This is a genomic window from Pseudomonas sp. FIP_A4 (assembly GCF_036701605.1).
Classification (GTDB): Bacteria; Pseudomonadota; Gammaproteobacteria; order Pseudomonadales; family Pseudomonadaceae; genus Stutzerimonas; species Stutzerimonas phenolilytica.
This window is the reverse complement of sequence record NZ_JAYDXP010000126.1, coordinates 239,051-257,284: the sequence shown is the minus strand read 5'-3', so window position 1 is coordinate 257,284 and position 18,234 is coordinate 239,051. Positions and strand designations below refer to the sequence as shown.

The 18,234-nt window shown below is 65.5% G+C and carries 10 protein-coding genes; 2 read left to right on the top strand and 8 right to left on the bottom strand.

Translation table 11 applies throughout. The features are described 5' to 3' along the window. Positions 1-39: 39 nt before the first annotated feature. The 5 genes from U8L64_RS14375 to U8L64_RS14355 all read right to left on the bottom strand — a co-directional run bounded on the left by U8L64_RS14375 (position 40) and on the right by U8L64_RS14355 (position 7,189). Entirely contained in the window at positions 40-1,461 is a 1,422-nt protein-coding gene (locus U8L64_RS14375; protein WP_333398118.1) for an AdeC/AdeK/OprM family multidrug efflux complex outer membrane factor, read from the bottom strand. After that, positions 1,458-4,595, bottom strand: a complete 3,138-nt coding sequence (locus tag U8L64_RS14370) for an efflux RND transporter permease subunit (protein ID WP_043297809.1) — start codon at positions 4,593-4,595, stop codon at positions 1,458-1,460. Before U8L64_RS14370 ends, U8L64_RS14375 begins: the two co-directional genes overlap by 4 nt. Before the next feature lie 24 nt (positions 4,596-4,619). Further along, positions 4,620-5,747 carry an efflux RND transporter periplasmic adaptor subunit gene (locus U8L64_RS14365; RefSeq protein WP_333398117.1) on the bottom strand — a complete coding sequence of 376 codons (1,128 nt, stop codon included), beginning with the start codon at positions 5,745-5,747 and terminating at the stop codon, positions 4,620-4,622. 287 nt (positions 5,748-6,034) lie between these two features. Then, a complete protein-coding gene (locus tag U8L64_RS14360; protein ID WP_043297927.1) occupies positions 6,035-6,610 on the bottom strand; it encodes a YceI family protein in 576 nt (191 codons plus the stop codon). Between the two features lie 24 nt (positions 6,611-6,634). Next, positions 6,635-7,189, bottom strand: a complete 555-nt coding sequence (locus U8L64_RS14355) for a cytochrome b (RefSeq protein ID WP_043297807.1) — start codon at positions 7,187-7,189, stop codon at positions 6,635-6,637. Between the two features lie 165 nt (positions 7,190-7,354). On the opposite strand from U8L64_RS14355, the gene U8L64_RS14350 reads away from it, so the two are divergent. Further along, a complete protein-coding gene (locus tag U8L64_RS14350) occupies positions 7,355-8,761 on the top strand; it encodes an adenosylmethionine--8-amino-7-oxononanoate transaminase (RefSeq protein WP_333398116.1) in 1,407 nt (468 codons plus the stop codon). A gap of 97 nt (positions 8,762-8,858) precedes the next feature. Continuing rightward, positions 8,859-9,575, top strand: coding sequence for a 16S rRNA (uracil(1498)-N(3))-methyltransferase (locus tag U8L64_RS14345; RefSeq protein ID WP_333398115.1), 717 nt, complete (start codon positions 8,859-8,861; stop codon positions 9,573-9,575). A gap of 22 nt (positions 9,576-9,597) precedes the next feature. Here the strand turns inward: U8L64_RS14345 and U8L64_RS14340 are convergent, their stop codons facing one another. From U8L64_RS14340 to U8L64_RS14330, 3 genes are read right to left on the bottom strand one after another with little or no spacing between them, the layout of a single operon-like run. Next, the gene (locus tag U8L64_RS14340; RefSeq protein ID WP_138300888.1) at positions 9,598-10,068 is read right to left on the bottom strand and encodes a chemotaxis protein CheW; all 471 of its coding nucleotides are present in this window, start codon (positions 10,066-10,068) and stop codon (positions 9,598-9,600) included. Next, the gene (locus tag U8L64_RS14335; protein WP_333398114.1) at positions 10,065-11,114 is read right to left on the bottom strand and encodes a chemotaxis protein CheB; all 1,050 of its coding nucleotides are present in this window, start codon (positions 11,112-11,114) and stop codon (positions 10,065-10,067) included. Before U8L64_RS14335 ends, U8L64_RS14340 begins: the two co-directional genes overlap by 4 nt. After that, positions 11,107-18,234, bottom strand: coding sequence for a hybrid sensor histidine kinase/response regulator (locus U8L64_RS14330; RefSeq protein ID WP_333398196.1), 7,128 nt, complete (start codon positions 18,232-18,234; stop codon positions 11,107-11,109). The genes U8L64_RS14335 and U8L64_RS14330 overlap by 8 nt, the downstream gene beginning before the upstream one ends.

The following is an 18,234-nucleotide window of genomic DNA, read 5'->3' as shown; positions in this document are numbered from 1 at the left end:
ATCGGCGCTGGTCGTGTTCCAACCGACCACCGCATCGCCTCATCCCTCTGCCGGCTGCACCCGCACCGCCTCCTGCCAGCCGCCACCCAGCGCCTTGAACAGGTTGACCTCGCTGACCAGCTGCGCCAGACGGTCGCCGATCAGCTGTTGCTGAGCGCTGAACAACTGGCGCTGCGCATCGAGCAGAGTCAAGTAACTGTCCACGCCGGTGCGGTAGCGCCGTTCGGCGAGGTTGTAGTAGTCCTCGCTGGTCTGCAGCAGATCACGCTGCGCCTGGACCTGGCGCGTGTAGGTGGCCTGCGCCGCAAGACCGTCGGCTACCTCGCGGAAGGCGGTCTGGATCGCCTTCTCGTACTCGGCGACCTGGATGTTACGACTGATCGTGGCGTAGTCGAGATTGGCGCGCAGCTGGCCGGCATTGAAGATCGGCACGCTGATGCTCGGCGTGAATGTCCAGTACCCGGAACCGCCGTCGAACAGACCGGACAGCTCGCGGCTGGCCGTCCCGGCCGCGCCGGTCAGGCTGATACGCGGGAAGAACGCCGCGCGCGCCGCACCGATGCTGGCGTTCACCGCCTTGAGCTGGTGTTCGGCCTGGAGGATGTCCGGGCGCTGCTGCAACAGGTCCGACGGCAAGCCGACCGGCAACTCGGCCAGCTGTTCGCGCACCAGCTCGCCGGAGACCCGCAGGTTCGCCGGCATGCCCTGGCCGAGCAGCAGCGTCAGCGCGTTACGGTCCTGCGCCACCTGGCGGGTGTACCGTTCGATGCTCACCCGCGCGCTTTCCACCGCGCTGCGCGCCTGGCGCAGCTCCAGCGCCGAGGCCACGCCGACATCGAAGCTGCGCTGGGTCAAGCCGAAGCTTTCCTCGTAGGTCTTGAGCGTGTCTCGCGTGACCTCCAGCAGCGCCTGATCGGCCTGCAGCGTCAGCCAGGCGTTGGCGACGCTGGCGATCAGGCTGATCTGTGTGCTGCGCTGGGCGGCCTCGCTGGCGAAGTACTCCTCCAGCGCCTGATCGCGCAGGCTGCGCAGCCTGCCGAACAGATCCAGCTCCCAGGACACGCCGAGGGTGGCGCTGTACTGGCTGCTGATCGTCGGCTCGCCGCTCATGCTCAGATCGCCCGGAGTACGAGTGCGCGTGCCGCCGCCATCGGCCGTGACGGCCGGCAACAGATCGGCGCGCTGGACGCGATACAGCGCGCGATAGGCATCGACGTTGAGCGCCGCCACGCGCAGGTCGCGGTTGTTTTCCAGCGCCACCTCGATCAATTGCTGCAGCGCCGGATCGCGGAAGAATTCGCGCCAGCCCGGCACGGCGGCTGCCTGCTCACCGCCAGCCGCGTAGGCCTCGCCCTGCGGCCAGTTGGCAGCCACCGGGGCTTCCGGCCGCTGGTAGTCGGGAATCAACGAACAGCCGCTCAATGCGGCGAGCAACGCGATGCTCAACAACGACCTGTTCATTGCACCTCTCCCTTCTCGTTCGCGGCTGCAGCCTTGCGGCCGCCGGCGAGCGAGGTCACCAGAACGAAGAATAGCGGCACCCAGAAAATCACCAGCAGGGTCGCCGTGACCATGCCGCCGATCACGCCGGTGCCGATGGCATGCGAGCTGCCTGCTCCGGCGCCGCTGGCCAGCGCCAGCGGCACCACGCCGAGGGTGAACGCCAGCGAGGTCATGATGATCGGCCGCAGGCGCATCCGGCAGGCCTCGACGGCGGCATCGAACAGGCTCTTGCCTTCGCCATGCAGATCCTTCGCGAACTCGACGATCAAGATCGCATTTTTCGCGGTCAGGCCAATCGTCGTCAGCAGACCGACCTGGAAGAACACGTCGTTGCTCAGGCCTCGCCCCATCGTCGCCAGCAGTGCGCCGATGACACCGAGCGGCACGACCAGCATCACGGCGAACGGAATCGACCAGCTTTCATACAGCGCCGCCAGGCAGAGGAACACCACCAGCAGCGAGAGCGCGTAGAGCGCCGGCGCCTGCCCGCCCGACAGGCGTTCCTCGAACGACAGTCCCGTCCAGGACACCCCGACGCCCGCCGGCAGCTGCTGCGCCAGCCGCTCGACCTCGGCCATCGCATCACCGGTGCTGTAACCGGGCGCCGCCTCGCCGAGGATTTCCATCGACGAAACGCCGTTATAGCGCGACAGCTTCGGCGAGCCGTAGATCCACTGGCCGCTGCCGAACGCACTGAACGGCACCATTTCGCCCTGATCGTTGCGCACGAACCACTTGTCGAGATCCTCCGGGCCCATGCGCGATGGCGCGATGCCTTGCAGGTAGACCTTCTTCACCCGGCCGCGGTCGATGAAATCGTTGACGTAGCTCGACCCCCAGCCGATCGACAGTGCGCTATTGATCGCGTCCAGGGAAACCCCTAGCGTGCGCGCCTTTTCATCGTCGATCAGCAGCTGGTACTGCGGTTCGTCGTTCAGCCCGTTCGGCCGCACCGCCTGCAACACCGGGCTCTGCGCCGCCAACCCGAGAAACTGGTTGCGCGCACCCATCAGCGCCTCGTGGCCGAGCCCGCCACGGTCTTGCAGATAGAAGTTGAAACCGGTCGCGGTGCCCAGCTCCATCACCGCGGGCGGCGCGAAGGCGAACACCATGGCGTCGCGGAAGCCGGCGAAGCGTTGCTGTGCGCGCTTGGCCAGCGCGAACACAGAGTCCTCGGCATCCGGACGCTGATCCCACGGCTTGAGGCCGACAAAGCCCAGCGCCGAGTTCTGTCCACGGCCGGCGAAGTTGAAGCCGGTGACGGTAAACACCGAATTGACGACGTCACCCTCCTCCTTCAGCAGATACTCGCGCATGGCGTCCACGGTCTGCTGAGTACGCTCGGCGGTCGAGCCCACCGGCGTCTGCACCTGGACGAACAGCACGCCCTGATCCTCGTCCGGCAGGAACGCGCTGGGCAGACGGCTGAACAGCACCGCCAGCACGGCGACGATGGCGACATACAGAATCAGGAACGGCAGCTTGCGCCGCAGCACCGCGACCACGCCCTGCTCGTAGCGGCGCACGCCGCGATCGAACGTGCGGTTGAACCAGCCGAAGAAACCGCGCTTCTCGTGGTGATGTCCCTTCTCGACAGGCTTGAGCAGCGTCGCGCACAGCGCCGGGGTGAAGACCAGCGCCACCAGCACCGAGAGTGTCATCGCCGAAGCGATGGTGATCGAGAACTGCCGGTAGATCACGCCGGTGGAACCGCCGAAGAAGGCCATCGGCAGGAATACCGCCGACAGGACCAGGCCGATGCCGACCAGTGCGCCCTGAATCTGTCCCATCGACTTGCGCGTCGCCTCCAGCGGCGACAGTCCTTCCTCGGCCATCACCCGCTCGACGTTCTCCACCACGACGATGGCGTCGTCCACCAGCAGACCGATGGCCAGCACCATCGCGAACATGGTGAGCGTGTTGACGCTGAAACCGAACACCGCCAGCAGACCGAAGGTCCCCAGCAGCACCACCGGCACCGCCAGCGTCGGAATCAGCGTGGCGCGGAAGTTCTGCAGGAACAGGTACATCACCAGGAACACCAGGACGATGGCCTCGAACAAGGTGTGCACCACGTTGGTGATCGATACCGAAACGACCGGCGAGGTGTCGTACGGGTAGACGATCTCCATCCCCGCCGGGAAGAACGGCTGCAGCTCGCCGATGGTCTGGCGCACCGCCTTGGCGGTATCCAGCGCGTTGGCGCCAGTGGCCAGCTTGATACCGATACCGGCGGCCGGCTTGCCGTTGTACTGGGCGGTAATCGCCGCCCGCTCGGCAGCCAGTTCGACGCGGGCGACGTCCTTGAGGCGCACCTGCGAACCGTCGCCATTGACCTTGAGCAGAATCTCGCGGAACTGCTCGGGCGTCTGCAGGCGCGTCTTGCCGATGATGGTGGCGCTCAACTGCTGCCCCGGCACGGCCGGCAGACCGCCGAACTGGCCGGCGGAAACCTGCACGTTCTGCACACGGATGGCGTTGGCCACATCGGTGGGCGTGAGCTGGAAATTGTTCAGCCGTGCGGGATCGAGCCAGATGCGCATGGCGTACTGCGAGCCGAACACCTGGAAATCACCGACCCCGGGCGTACGCGACAGCGGGTCCTGGATGTTGGAGACGATGTAGTCGGCCAGGTCGCTCTGCGTCATGCTGCCGTCCGCCGAGACGACGCCGACCACCATGAGGAAGTTGCGCACCGACTTGGTCACGCGGATGCCCTGTTGCTGCACTTCCTGCGGCAGCAGCGGCGTCGCCAGCTGCAGCTTGTTCTGCACCTGCACCTGGGCGATATCCGGATCGGTGCCCTGGTTGAAGGTCACCGTGATCTCCATGCTGCCGTCGGAGTTGCTCGCCGACGAGATGTAGCGCAGCCCATCGATCCCGTTCATCTGCTGCTCGATGACCTGCACCACCGTGTCCTGCACGGTCTGCGCGGAAGCGCCCGGGTAGCTCACGGAGATGCCGACCGCGGGCGGCGCGATGCTCGGATATTGGTTGACTGGCAAGCCGAGAATGGCGAGCCCGCCGGCGAGCATGATCACCAGCGCGATCACCCAGGCGAAGATCGGGCGATCAATGAAGAACTTGGACATCGTGATTGATCCTCGGGCTCAGCCTCAGTTGGCTTGCGGCTGGGCAGCCGTGACATTGCTGGCGGGAGCCGGCTCCACCTGGTCACCCGGGCGGATGAACTGCAGCCCCTCGGTGATCAGGCGATCGCCGGCCGCGAGGCCTTCGGCGATCAGCCAGCGGTTGCCGACGGCGCGGTCGGTCTTGACCTGGCGCAGCTCGACCTTGTTCTCCGCGCCGATTACCAGGGCGGTGGCCTCCCCCTTGGGATTGCGCGTCACGCCTTGCTGCGGCGCCAGGATCGCTTCGCTCTTGAGCCCGGCGACCAATTGCGCATGCACGAACATACCCGGCAGCAGGATGCGATCCGGGTTGGGGAAGGCCGCACGCAGGGTCACCGACCCGGTGGTGGAGTCGACGGACACCTCGGAGAACTCCAGCTTGCCCTCGTGCGCATAGCGGGTGCCGTCCTCCAGCGTCAGCGTCACCTTGGCCGCATCCTCGCCGGCCTTCTGCAGACGACCCTCGGCCAGGTCGCGCCGCAGGGCGAGCAGATCGCGCGCCGGCTGGGTGACATCCACATAGATCGGGTCGAGCTGCTGAATAGTCGCCAGTTCCTGCGCCTGGCCGTTGCTGACCAGTGCACCCTCGGTCACTGCCGAGCGGCCGATACGCCCGGAAATCGGCGCCAGCACCTTGGTGTAGCGCAGGTTGATGCGCGCCTGCTCGAGATTCGCCTCGGCCTGCAGGCTCGCCGCGCGCGCCTCGTCATAGGCCTGCTTGCTCACCGCCTGCTCCTCGACCAGCAGCCCGTAGCGGTCGGAAAGCGACTTGGCCGACGCCAGGCTGGCCTGCGCGCTCTTCAGCGCGGCCTCGTACACCGACGCATCGATCTGATAGAGCTGCTGCCCGGCCTTCACTTCGCTGCCTTCGGTGAACAGCCGCTTCTGGATGATGCCGTTGACCTGCGGACGCACTTCGGCGACCCGGTGTGCACGCGCACGTCCCGGCAGCTCGGTGGTCAGTGCGAACGGTTCGGCCTGCAGTGTGACGAAGCCGACCTTGGGCGTCGGTTTCGCCGCCGGCGCCGCCGATTCCTCCTGGCAGCCGCCCAGCAGTAATGCCGCGGCAACGAGTGAAACCAGGGCGGCGGCATTGGCTGACTTACGTGACATGGAAAGAACCTCTTGAGGACGGACAGGCCAAGGCAGCGGGCGCCCGGCAGACTCGAATGGCAGGGTCCGGAATATACTTACGTTCAACAGTGTTTGTAAACACAAAAAACCGCCTGCCGGAACAACGCTACAGCGTGGCGCAAAACCGTCCGTACGAGTAGGTGCAGACCATCGCAAGCATTTCGATTCGTTACGATCCGATCGCCCGGCCGCCATGCGCCGAATGAGTCGCCACAAACGCAGAACGCCGGCAATGAGCCGGCGTTCTGGTCGATCTCGACGAGCGTTTACTGACGCACGCCCTCGACCGAAATGATCAGATCAACAGTCTGCGAAGCCGGGCCGAGATCCATCTTGATGTCGAAATCTTTCAGCTTGAGCGTCGTGCTGCCCTCGAAGCCGGCGCGGTAGCCACCCCAAGGATCGTCGCCTTCGCCGAGGAACTTGGCAGCGATCACCACCGGCTTGGTCACGCCGTTGAGGGTGAGGTTGCCGGTGATATCGGCAGTGCCTTCGCCAGTCGACTTGACCGAGGTGGACTCGAAAGTCGCCGTCGGGTGCTTGGACACGTTGAGGAAGTCCTCGCTACGCAGGTGCTTGTCGCGCTCGGCGTGGTTGCTGTCGAGGCTGGCAGTCTTCAGCGTGACGCTGACCTTGCTCGCTTCCGGCTTGGCAGCATCGAAACTGAACGTGCCGTCGAAGTCCTTGAAGGTGCCCCACAGCCAGCTGTAGCCCAGATGGCTGATCTTGAAGTTGACGAAGGCATGCTGGCCTTGCTTGTCGATGACATAGTCGGCGGCCATAGCCTGGCCGGCGAGCAGCGCGGAACCCAGGGCAAGTGCGGTGAGCGTTTTCTTCAGCATCATGTGTCTCCTTGGTGAGTCGAGTCAGGCATCGGCACGGCCGAACATGCGCAGCAGGGTCGGGTCGCGGTCGATGAAGTGGTGTTTAAGGGCAGCCAGGCCATGCAGGCCGGCCAGAATGACCAGCCCCCAGGCGAGGTATTCGTGAACCAGGCCGGCAACGTCCTCCTGGTTGGGTATCGAGGTCAGCAGCGCCGGCACCTCGAACCAGCCGAAGACGCTGATCGGCCGGCCATCGGCGGTGGAAATCAGATAGCCAGACAGCATGACCGCGAAGATGCCCAGGTAGAGCAGGCCGTGGCCCAGACGGGTCATCAGCCGGGTCGCCGCGCCGTGCGAAGCCAGGGGCGCCGGACCGGCGCTGAGGAAGCGCCACAGCAGCCGCACCAGCATCAGCAAGAACAGCAGGATGCCGATGCTCTTGTGGATGTTCGGGGCGGTGCGGTACCAGCTGCTGTAGTAGTTCAGCCCGACCATCCACAGGCCCAGACCGAACAGACCGAAGACCGCCAGCGCTCCGATCCAGTGCAGCAGGATGCTGGTCAGACCGTAATTGCGGGAAGTGTTGCGCCACTGCATCGTCAAGCTCCCAGTTGAAAGTGGAACAAGCCTACCGGCTTATCTATCGGAAAAGCGCGCATAAATTCGCTCTAAACAATTCAGATATTCGATAACCCGAACATCCGCATCGGCTTGCCTGAGGCAGCCATCTGTTAGGCTGCGCGCAGATCAGAGGAGGACCCCATGAGCCTGAACGATAGTTGGATGCGCCGCGACCTGGCCGTGCTCTGGCATCCATGTACCCAGATGAAGGACCACGAGCAGCTGCCGCTGATTCCGATCCGTCGCGGCGAGGGCGTCTGGCTGGAGGATTTCGACGGCAAGCGTTACCTCGACGCGGTCAGTTCCTGGTGGGTCAACGTGTTCGGCCATGCCAATCCGCGCATCAACCAGCGCATCAAGGACCAGCTCGACCAGCTGGAGCACGTGATGCTCGCCGGCTTCAGCCACCAGCCGGTAGTAGAGCTGTCCGAGCGCCTGGTGGCGCTTACCCCGCCGGGACTGGAGCGAGTGTTCTACACCGACAACGGCTCCACCGGCATCGAAGTCGCGCTGAAGATGAGCTTTCACTACTGGCGCAACAGCGGGCGGCCGCGCAAGCAGCGCTTCGTCACCCTGACCAACAGTTACCATGGCGAAACGGTCGCGGCGATGTCGGTGGGCGATGTCGCGCTGTTCACCGATACCTACAAACCGCTGCTGCTCGACACGCTCAAGGTGCCTAGCCCGGACTGCTACCTGCGGCCCGAAGGCATGAGCTGGGAAGAACACTCGCGCCACATGTTCGCGCACATGGAGCAGACCCTCGCCGAGCACCACGAGGAGGTCGCCGCGGTGATCGTCGAACCGCTGATCCAGGGCGCCGGCGGCATGCGCATGTACCACCCGATCTATCTCAAGCTGCTGCGCGAGGCCTGCGACCGCTACGAGGTACACCTGATCCACGACGAAATCGCCGTCGGCTTCGGCCGCACCGGCACGATGTTCGCGTGCGAGCAGGCCGGCATCAGCCCGGACTTCCTCTGCCTGTCCAAGGCGCTCACCGGCGGCTACCTGCCGATGGCCGCAGTGCTCACCACCGACCGGCTCTACCAGGCCTTCTACGACGACTACTCGACTCTGCGCGCCTTCCTCCACTCGCACACCTACACCGGCAATCCGCTGGCCTGCGCCGCAGCCCTGGCGACGCTGGACATCTTCGCTGAAGACAACGTCATCGAGGCAAACAAGGCGCTGGCCGCGCGCATGGTCAGCGCCACGGCGCACCTGGCCGACCATCCTCATGTCGCCGAGGTACGTCAGACCGGCATGGCGCTGGCCATCGAAATGGTGCAGGACAAGGCCAGCAAGATCGCTTATCCGTGGCAGGAACGTCGTGGCCTGCAGGTCTACCAGCACGCGCTGGAACGCGGCGCGCTGCTGCGCCCGCTGGGCAGCGTGGTGTATTTCCTGCCGCCGTACACCATCACGCCAGAACAAATCGACTTTCTCGCCGAGGTCGCCAGCGAAGGCATCGATATCGCCACACGCGCGGCGGTCAGCGTGGCGCTGCAACCTGGCGCTCCAAGCAACTTCCACGACCCGGGCTAGCCTCCCGGAGTGGCGGGTCTTTAGCAACGCAGCGCTGCGAGTCAGACCAGCGATGCTTTAGACTTGCCGCTCCCGATCTGTCGCGACTATTCGTCCCATGCGCCTATCCCGCTTCTTCATCGACGCTCCGCTCACCCTCGGCTCGCACGCATTGCCGGAAACCGCTGCGCACTACATCGGTCGGGTGTTGCGTCTGAGCAATGGCAGCGCCGTGCAGCTGTTCGACGGTAGCGGCCAGGAATACCTCGGCGAGCTGGTCGAGGTAGGCAAGAAGCAGGTTCGTGTCGAGCTGCGCCAACAGCTCACCGGCCAACCCGAGTCGCCGCTGCGGATCCACCTCGGCCAGGGCCTGTCGCGCGGCGAACGCATGGACTGGGCAATCCAGAAAGCCACCGAGCTCGGCGTGGCGCAGATCACCCCGCTGATCAGCGAGCGCTGCGAAGTCCGGCTGAACGACGAGCGCGCCGACAAGCGTCTGGCCCACTGGCGCCAGATCGCCATCAGCGCGTGCGAGCAGTGCGGGCGTTCGGTGGTGCCGACGATTCATCCGCCGCAGCCGCTCGGCGACTGGCTGCCGGTCGAGGCCGAGCTGAAGCTGGTCCTGCATCCGGTGGCCGCGCCGCTGGCCAGCCATGCGCGACCGCGTACGCTGGCGTTTCTCATCGGTCCGGAAGGGGGGCTCAGCGAGCACGAGGTGGAGCAGGCGCAGCAGGCAGGCTTCCAGGCCGCACGGCTCGGCCCCCGCGTGCTGCGTACCGAGACGGCACCGGTTGTGGCGCTGAGCGTGGCTCAGCAGCTCTGGGGGGATTTCTGAGCGGCGCCGGCTGCGCAGCGCGTCAGATCAACCCGGCATCGGCCAGACACTGCTCGAGCCCGACCAGATCGGGAATGCGCGCCTGCACATCCCCCAGCTCCACCGCCTCCAGCTCAAGCGGCGCCAGCGCCAGCTCGGCGCGCGCCAAGTCCGCATCGACCTTGATCGAACGCGGGATGCCCTGCACCAGCAACGCGATGAAGCGCACATGCTCCCGACCGCCGAGGGCATTGAGCACCACGATCCGCGCACCGGTGCCGACCAGAGTCGCACCATCGGACGCCGCCTCGAACGACAGCAGCGGCAGATTGAGGTCGCGCCACTGCACCTGGCCGAGGAACCACGCCGGCGCACCCGGCACCGCCTGCGGCGTGCGATAGGGAATCAGCTCGGCCACTGCGACGTTCGGCACCAGCAGGGTGCGATCCGCAAGCGGCACCAGCAGACCGGTGAGGCTGACGGGACTTTCCTGGGAGACGACCGCTTGGCTCATGACAGATCCTTTTCAATGGATGTAGCGGCCAGGCGGGCCTGCTCCGCAAGATGGTTGACCAAGGCTTGCGCGAGTTCGCGCGGGTCGCCAGTGAACGAGCTGTAGCCACCCTCGCGCAGGTTGTCCGGCATGCTCGAGCAGGCACAGGAGTCGGCGCGCTGGGTCCAGATCCGGCCGCCCTGGCGCAGCAAGTAGGCCGCCGCGGCGCTGCCGTCGCTGCCCATGCCACTGAAGACGATGGCACCGCAGCGGTCGCCGTAGTGCTGGGCGAGATTGAGCATCATCTGATCGATCGACGGGCTGTACGGCTCCGGCCAGCTGCGGCCGCTGCTGCGCATCAGGCCATCGAGATCAAAGCCCAGCTCCTGCGCGATCGGCGCGATGACCACTTCCCCGCAACGAATGTGATCGCCGACCCTGCTCTGCCGGACCGCCCAGCTGCTGTGCCTGCCGACCGCCTGGGACAGCGCCGCCTCGAAACTTGCCTCGATGTGCTGGGCGTAGATGAACCCCACCGGCAGCCCCTCCGGCAGCGCATCGAGGAACGCCTTGACCGCCTCCGGCCCGCCCAGCGAGGCCGCGAGCAGCCACACCCGCGGCGCCACCTCGCCGGCAGTCGCCGGATGGACGGCCAGCGCTCCGGGCAAGGTCAGTTGTCCACTGCGCGCTGAGTCGCTGTCGAGCGCTCCCAGACGCGGGCCGACCGCTACCGCCGGGTCACCGACCAGCCGCTTGAGCTTGCCGAACAGCCGGCGCTCCCAGCGCGGGTAGTTCTCCGAGCTGCGCTCCGGCGCATGCCCCTCGCCGAATAGCACCAGCGTGCTGTCGCGCTCGAGCAGCGCATCGACCAGCGGCGAATCCTCGGTCTGTGCCAGGTCCACCAGCCAGAGATCGGCCTCGGTGAGGTCCAGATCGGCCAATTCCATCCGCGCCGGATCGTTGTTGAGGACCACGCGATAGCCACTGGCACCCAGCGCCTGCTGCAGCACATGGCGCTGCAGCGAGGTATCGGCCAGGACCGCGATGCGAGCGGCGCCTTCAGACATCGGCATGCACCAGCCGCTGGATATGCTCCAGCAACACCGATTCCTGGTACGGCTTGCCCAGGTACTCGTTGACGCCGATCGCCAAGGCGCGATCACGGTGCTTCTCGCCAGTACGCGAGGTGATCATGATGATCGGCAGATCCTTGAGGCGTTCGTCGTGGCGCACCAGCGCCGCCACCTCGAAGCCGTCCATGCGCGGCATCTCGATATCCAGCAGCATGATGTCGGGCCGCCGCTCCTGCAGCTGGGTGATGGCGTCGACACCGTCCTTGGCGGTCAGCACGTTCATGCCGTTGCGCTCCAGCAGGCGGCTGGTGACCTTGCGCACGGTGACCGAATCGTCGACCACCATGACCAGCAGCGGGCGATCGGCTTCGACTTCCACCGTCTCCGGCAACTGCGGCAGCTGCTGCGGCCGCTGCTGGGTCAGCAGGTGCGCATGGAGAACACGAATGGTCGCCAGCAGGTCGAGAATCACCACCACCCGACCATCACCGAGGATGGTCGCGCCGGAAATGCCGTGCACGCCCGCGAACTGCGGCCCCAGGCTTTTCACCACGATCTCGCGCGAGCCGGCCAGGCTGTCCACCTGTACGGCGACGCTGTGCTCCTTCGAGCGCACCAGGATCACCGGCAGCGGCAGGCTCTGGCCGACCAGCTTGGGCTGCTGCCCGTTGTTCAGCAGCTCACCGAGGTAGCGCAGCTCATAGGTCTGCCCGGCGTACTCGAAACGCGGCGCATCCGGCTGGTAGTAGGCCTCCAGCTCGTAGGGCGAGACACGCACGATACCTTCGATAGTGTTCAGCGGGATCGCATAGAGATCCTCGCCGGAATAAACCATGAGTGCCCGGTTGACCGACACGGTGAACGGCAGGCGAATCAGGAAGCGCGAGCCTTGACCCTGCGTCGACTCGATGCTCATCGAGCCGCCGAGCTGCTTCACTTCGGAGTGCACCACGTCCATGCCGACGCCGCGACCGGAAATCTGCGTTACCCGCTCGGCAGTGGAAAAGCCGGCTTCGAGGATGAACTGCAGGATCTCGTGGTCGGTGAGATCGTTCTGCGGGGCTAGCAAGCCGCGTTCGATGGCCTTGCGCCGTACGGCCGCCAGGTTGATACCGGCGCCGTCATCGCTCAGCGTCAGAACGATGTCGCCGCCTTCGCGCGCCAGGTCGAGGCGAATGGTGCCCTGCTCGGGTTTGCCCGCCGCGCGGCGCGCCTGCTGCGACTCGATGCCGTGGTCGACAGCGTTGCGCAGCATGTGCTCCAGCGGCGCCACGATCCGCTCGAGCACGCTGCGGTCCATCTCGCCGGTGGCGTTGCCCACGATGAACTCTACTTGCTTGCCCAGCTCGCCGGCGACCTGCCGGACGATGCGCCGCAGGCGCGGTACCAAGCGCTCGAACGGCACCATGCGGGTTCGCATGAGGCCTTCCTGCAGCTCGGTGTTGACCCGCGCCTGCTGCAGCAGCAGGGTCTCGGCGTCGCGGTTGCGCGCAGCCAGGGTTTCCTTCAGATCCAGCAGGTCGGACGCCGACTCGAACAGCGCGCGCGACAACTGCTGCAGCTGCGAGTGACGGTCCATCTCCAGCGGGTCGAAATCATCGTAGCCGGCACGCTCCGCCTCGGCCTGGTAGCGGCTGAGAATCTGTGCCTGGGTTTCGGTGTCCAGGCGGCGCAACTGGTCACGCACACGCTCGATGGTGGCTTCCATCTCGCTCAGGGTGAAACTGACATCGCTGACCTGCTGCTCGACTCGGCCGCGGAAAATCGAGGTCTCGCCCGCCAGGTTGACCAGCCCCTCGAGCAGCTCCGCCGGTACCTTGACCAGCTCCTGCGGAGCGCGCCGCGCCGCGGCATCCTGCGCCGCCTGCCGGGCGCGCTGGACGAACGGCAGGACCTTCGCCGGCTCGGCATTGGCCACGGGGCGCACGCTGGCGGCGACGATGGGTTGCGCCAGAGGCAGCGTGGTCACGACATTCGCCGCTTCCTCCGCGACCTCCTGGGTCACCGGGTCCGGAGGAATCTCCGCAGCGAGCAGCGCCCTGAGCTGCTCGACTTCCTTGAGCAGGCCGTCATAGCCCTGCTGCACATCAAGGAACAGGCTCTCCGGCCACGGTGCGCCCATCTGCCGGGCCTCGCTCAGGTGCTGTTCAAGGTCATGCGCCATGTTGCCCAGGCGCGCCTGCCCGGCCAGCCGTGCACCGCCCTTGAGCGTATGCAGCACACGCAGCATGTCAGCCAGCGGAGCAGCGTCGTCGCGCTGCGCGTCCCAGCGGCCAAGTGCTGCCTCCATTTCCTCGAGCAGGTCATCGGCCTCCTCGACGAAGATGTCGAGAATCTCCGAGGCGTCGGACTCATGAGCCGCCGTTGTTTCTTCAGCAGCCTTCAGGGTGATGCTGCTGGGTGCATTCAGCTGCTGCTGCGGATTATCGCGAAAGGCGCGGATCGCCTCGATCAGCGCCTTGCCATCCGGCTGCGGGCGTCTGGCGCGCAGCGCGTCGAGCATCTCGGCAAGACGGTCATGACAGGCCTGCAACAGCGCGAAGAGCTGCTCGGTAGCCCGATACTTGCCTGCGCACAAACCTTCGTAGAGGTATTCCAGCTCATGCGCCAGATCGCCGATGGCGCGACTGTCGGCCATCCGTGCGCCACCCTTCAGGGTATGCAGGTCACGCTGCAGCGCCTCCAGCTCGAAACTGTTGTCGACGTCGTCCATCCATCGCTGCAAGCCCGCGGTAACGCTTTCCATGATGTCGAAGCCTTCATCGAGGAATATCTCGACCAGCTCCGGATCGGGTTCGTCGTGCAGGTCCTCAGCGATCACCGGTAGTGCTTCGTCCGACACTTCAATCGCACCTGGACGTTGTATGTCGCCCAGGTCGGCTTCGGCTTCGGCTTCGGCTTCGGCTTCGGCTTCGGCTTCGGCTTCGGCTTCGGCTTCGGCTTCGGCTTCGGCTTCGGCTTCGGCTTCGGCTTCGGCTTCGAGGGTATTGGACGTCGCAGCATCGCTGGCGTCGATATCAAGCTGCAGATCGTCGTGGTGATCGCCGACGCTCAGCTCCTCGCTCGCAGCGTCCGCATCGGCCACCGGCTCGCTGACGTGCTCCTGCGGCATGTCCGGCACGCCGACTAAATCATCAGCGACGGCGCCAAGCAGGTCGCCCTGCCGATAGGCACGGATCGTCCGAACCAGCTCGTCGGCGGCGCTCATGGGCGTGTCTGATTGCAGCTGCTCAAGCTGCAGCGCCAGCTGATCGTGACTGCGTTGTAGCAATGCGGCCAGGTCCGGCGCATAGGCATAGCGGCCGTCGGACAATCCTTCGTAGAGCGATTCCAGCTCGTGTGCCAGATCACCGACCGGACGCACCCCGGCCATACGGGCGCCGCCCTTGAGCGTGTGCAGGTCGCGCAGTAGCGCCGACAGCGCCAACTGGTTGGTTGGCTCGCTTAGCCAGCGTTCCAGCGCCTCTCCAGCACTCTCCAACAGGTCAACCGCCTCGTCGAGGAAGATGTCCACCATGTCCTGGTCGAAACTGTCGTCGGCGGCGCCGCTCTCGCCACACTCGTGCGCGAGCGCCGGATATCCGTCGTCCACCAGAGGCTGGACGGCAGGGAGTAGCGTCTCCTCGGGTGCGGCTAGCGTATCGATGGCCTGCGCCGCGAGCGCTTCGAGCCGTTCGACCAGCTGCGGCTGGGCGGTCACCTGCAGCGCGGCGGCGACCTGATCCATCATGCCGACCAGTGCCTCGTGTCCCTCCTCGACGGTATCGAAGAAATGCGCATCGACCGCCAGGCGGCCGTCCTGCACCACGCCGTACAGTTTGAGCAGCGCCTGGCAGAGCGCATCGACCTGCGGCAGGTCGGCCATCTGCGCACTGTGGCCTAGGCTGCTCAGCTCCTGCAGCAGTGCCGATAGCTCCTGGCGCTCGGTGGGATGCTCGCGCCAGCGCTGCAGCAGATCCGCGGCATCGAGCAGAATATTCATCCCCTCGGACAGGAATGCGGCGATCAGGCTCGGATCACGCGCCTCCCCCTTTGCACTCTCGCGCCGAACACCAGCCTCGGTGAGGCGTGCCTGATGCAGCGCCTGCACGCGAGCAAGAAACTCCGGCGCACCGGCGATCGGTGCAAGCGGCCGCTCCTGCAGATTGTCCAAGCCCTGGCGCAGCAGCTGCTCGGCATCGTGTAGCAGCTGGGCGTCGGCGAGTTCGATCTGGATCAGGTTGTTCTTGAACTCCTTGACCAGCTTTTCCAGCGGTGTGGCGATTTCGGCCATCGGCAGGATACCCGCCATGTGCGCGCTGCCCTTGAGCGTGTGCAGTGCACGCTGCAGTGCGTCGGTCACCGGTTGCGGAAGGCGCTGGGCGCAGTCGGCGAGATAGTCGACGAGGGTGGTCAGGTGAGCCTCGGCCTCGTTGCGAAAGATCTCGAGCAACTGCGGATCCAAACCGTCCGACGCCGGCTCGCGTTCGCCAGCCGCGTCTACGCTCGGTTCCGGCTGCTCTACCGCACCGGCGGGCGCCAGGTTAGGGAGCGGTTCGCCCTTGGCCAGGGCATGTGCGCAGGCGGCCAGCTGATCGACATCGCTGCGCTGGCGCTGTGCATGAGCGGCGAACTCTTCGACCAGCGCCGGCAACAAGGCCACGACGTCAACCACCACCTGCTTGACCGCTTCGGTCGTCCCGATGCTGCGATCCAGCACACGATTGAGCAGATTCTCGATGGACCAGGCCAGCTCGCCAACGATCAGCGCGCGCACCATGCGCCCGCTGCCTTTGAGCGTATGGAAGGCGCGTCGCACTTCACCGAGCACAGCCTTGTCGTCGGGCTCGGCCAGCCACGCGGGAAGCTGCTCGCGGATCGTCTCCAGAACCTCTGCCGCCTCTTCGATGAAGACCTCGGCCAGTTCGTCGTCGACCGGCTCCTCCCCTTCCGGCGGCGGGAGCAGGCTCGGCGGCACGTCCTGGGCCGGCGGATTGATCGCCAGCACCGGGGCGGCCATGATCTGCTCCAAATCTGGAGCCTGTTCCGGCGTTTCGAGGCTCTCGCTCAAGGGCGGCAGGGTGATCTCAGGCAACCCGAGATCGGCGATCTCGACCGCGCTCCAACTGGTGGCCGGCGCAGCCTCATCCAGAATCTCGAACTCCAGCGTCGGCAACTCCAACGCCGAGCCATCGAGATCCGCAGCGGGGGGCAGGTAATCCACTGCAGCGGCGGCGTCGTTCGCTGGCAAAGTCACCGCTGGCAGTTCGTTCTCGCCGAGCGTTACGTCGCCAGCCCGTTGCTCCTCGGAATTCCCTGACCGGTGCGACGCCATCTCCGCCGGCTCAGGATCGGCTTCGGGCAGCAGGAACTCGATTTCGTCTAGCGGATCGCCGGACAGGTCCGATTCCGGTTGCGGTTGTTCTTTCTCAGATACAGATGGACTGGTGGAAGCCAGTGGATAGCCCAGATGCTGCAGACTTTCCTCTGCGACGTCGAGAATCAGGTCGCCCTGACTACCGCAATCCTCGCTGAGCCGCTCCAGGTAGTACTCAACACTGGTGATCGCATCGGCCAGCGTATCCAGACTCTGCCAATCCGGCACCGCGCGTAGCGCCAGCAGCTGCTCTTGGATATAGCGATTGCAAGCATCGAGCAGCGCGGCGGCGCGCTGCAGCGGGATCATCGCCAGCCCGCCACGTGCTTGGGTCAACAGCTCGGGAACGCGGGCGAGATGATCATGATTCCACTGCGATGCGATGAATTCGATGATCGCGTCCTTGGCCTGCTCAAGCGCCGTACGCGCTTCCTTGATGACCAGTTGGTGAATCTGCGCGACATCGGTCGTGGGCAGATGACGCGCCTCGTCCTGTTCCTCGGTAGTTGTTCCCACCATGCCGGCCAGGGTCGCCTCGACGTATAGCAGGGCGCCAGCGATATCCATCAACGTGGCATCGTCAGGCTGGCGCAGGCCCGAGGTCAGCGCCTGGATCAGCCCGGTCTGGTCGACGATGATCTTGCGCGGCTGGGCAAAGCCCAGCACCGCTAGGGTGTCGGCAATCTGCTTCAACGGGGCATGTAGACTGGCCAGATCGTCCAGTGCGCGGCGGTCGCTACGCACGAATAGATCGAGACTGTCCTTAACCCGCACCAGCTCCTCGCACAATGCCGCAACCACCGAGCGCATGGCGCCCCGATCGGGACCGGAGAGCTGTGCGCGCTCCTGATCGACGATCGTCATGTCGGGCAGCGCATCGTCGAGCCGATAGAGCTCTCTCAGGGCGCGCAGGCGCGGCGTATCGGCCGGAGCCTTGGCTACGTAGAACAACAAATTCTTGATCAGCTCATCGGGAGCCGGCTGGTTCAGCCCGTCGACACCCTGCTCGACCAGCCGCTTGAACTCCTTGTCCACCTGGCGCAACAGCGTGCGCACCGACGCTCCGTTGCTGACCGCACCGCTGGCTAGCCCTTCGATCATGCCCGAAGTGATCTGCCAGAGTGCGCCGAGCGGCGCGTCCTTGCACAGCGACTCCAATCGCGCGAAGACCCGGGCCATGTAGCCGAGGTTGGTTGGCAGGTCCTGATTGCGAATCACCCCAACCAGGGCGACCTGCAGCATCTGCCGCATCTTGCGCAGCAGCACCGGCAGCTCCTCGGTCCGCAGGCGCTCAACGGATTCGCTCGGCAGTATCGGCGTACGCTCAGACAGATCGGGTGCGAACAGGCTGGTTTCCGACAGCAGCTTTTCACCCCGCGCAGCCCGCAGGTCGTTGAGCAGCGGCAACACCACCATCGGCAGATCGCGACGGGCGCTCTGGATGCGATCGAGGTAAACCGGCATCTGCAGAATGGCCTGCATCAGGACCTCGAGCGCCTCGGCTCGATTGGCGACCCGCTCCTCCAGCAGCGCGCGCGCGAGCTGTTCCATTTCCTCGGCCAGCAAGGCCGCGCCGAAGAACTCGACCATCTGCAAGGTGCCATGCACCTGATGCACATAGGTCATGCAGAAGCGCATCCGCGTCGAATCTTGCGGAGCCTCTACGTAGGCTTCCAAGGCTTGACGTGCCTGCTTGAGGGTCTCGGCGATCTCGCCTTTCACCCATTCCAGGGCGACATAATCGTGCCGATCACCCAT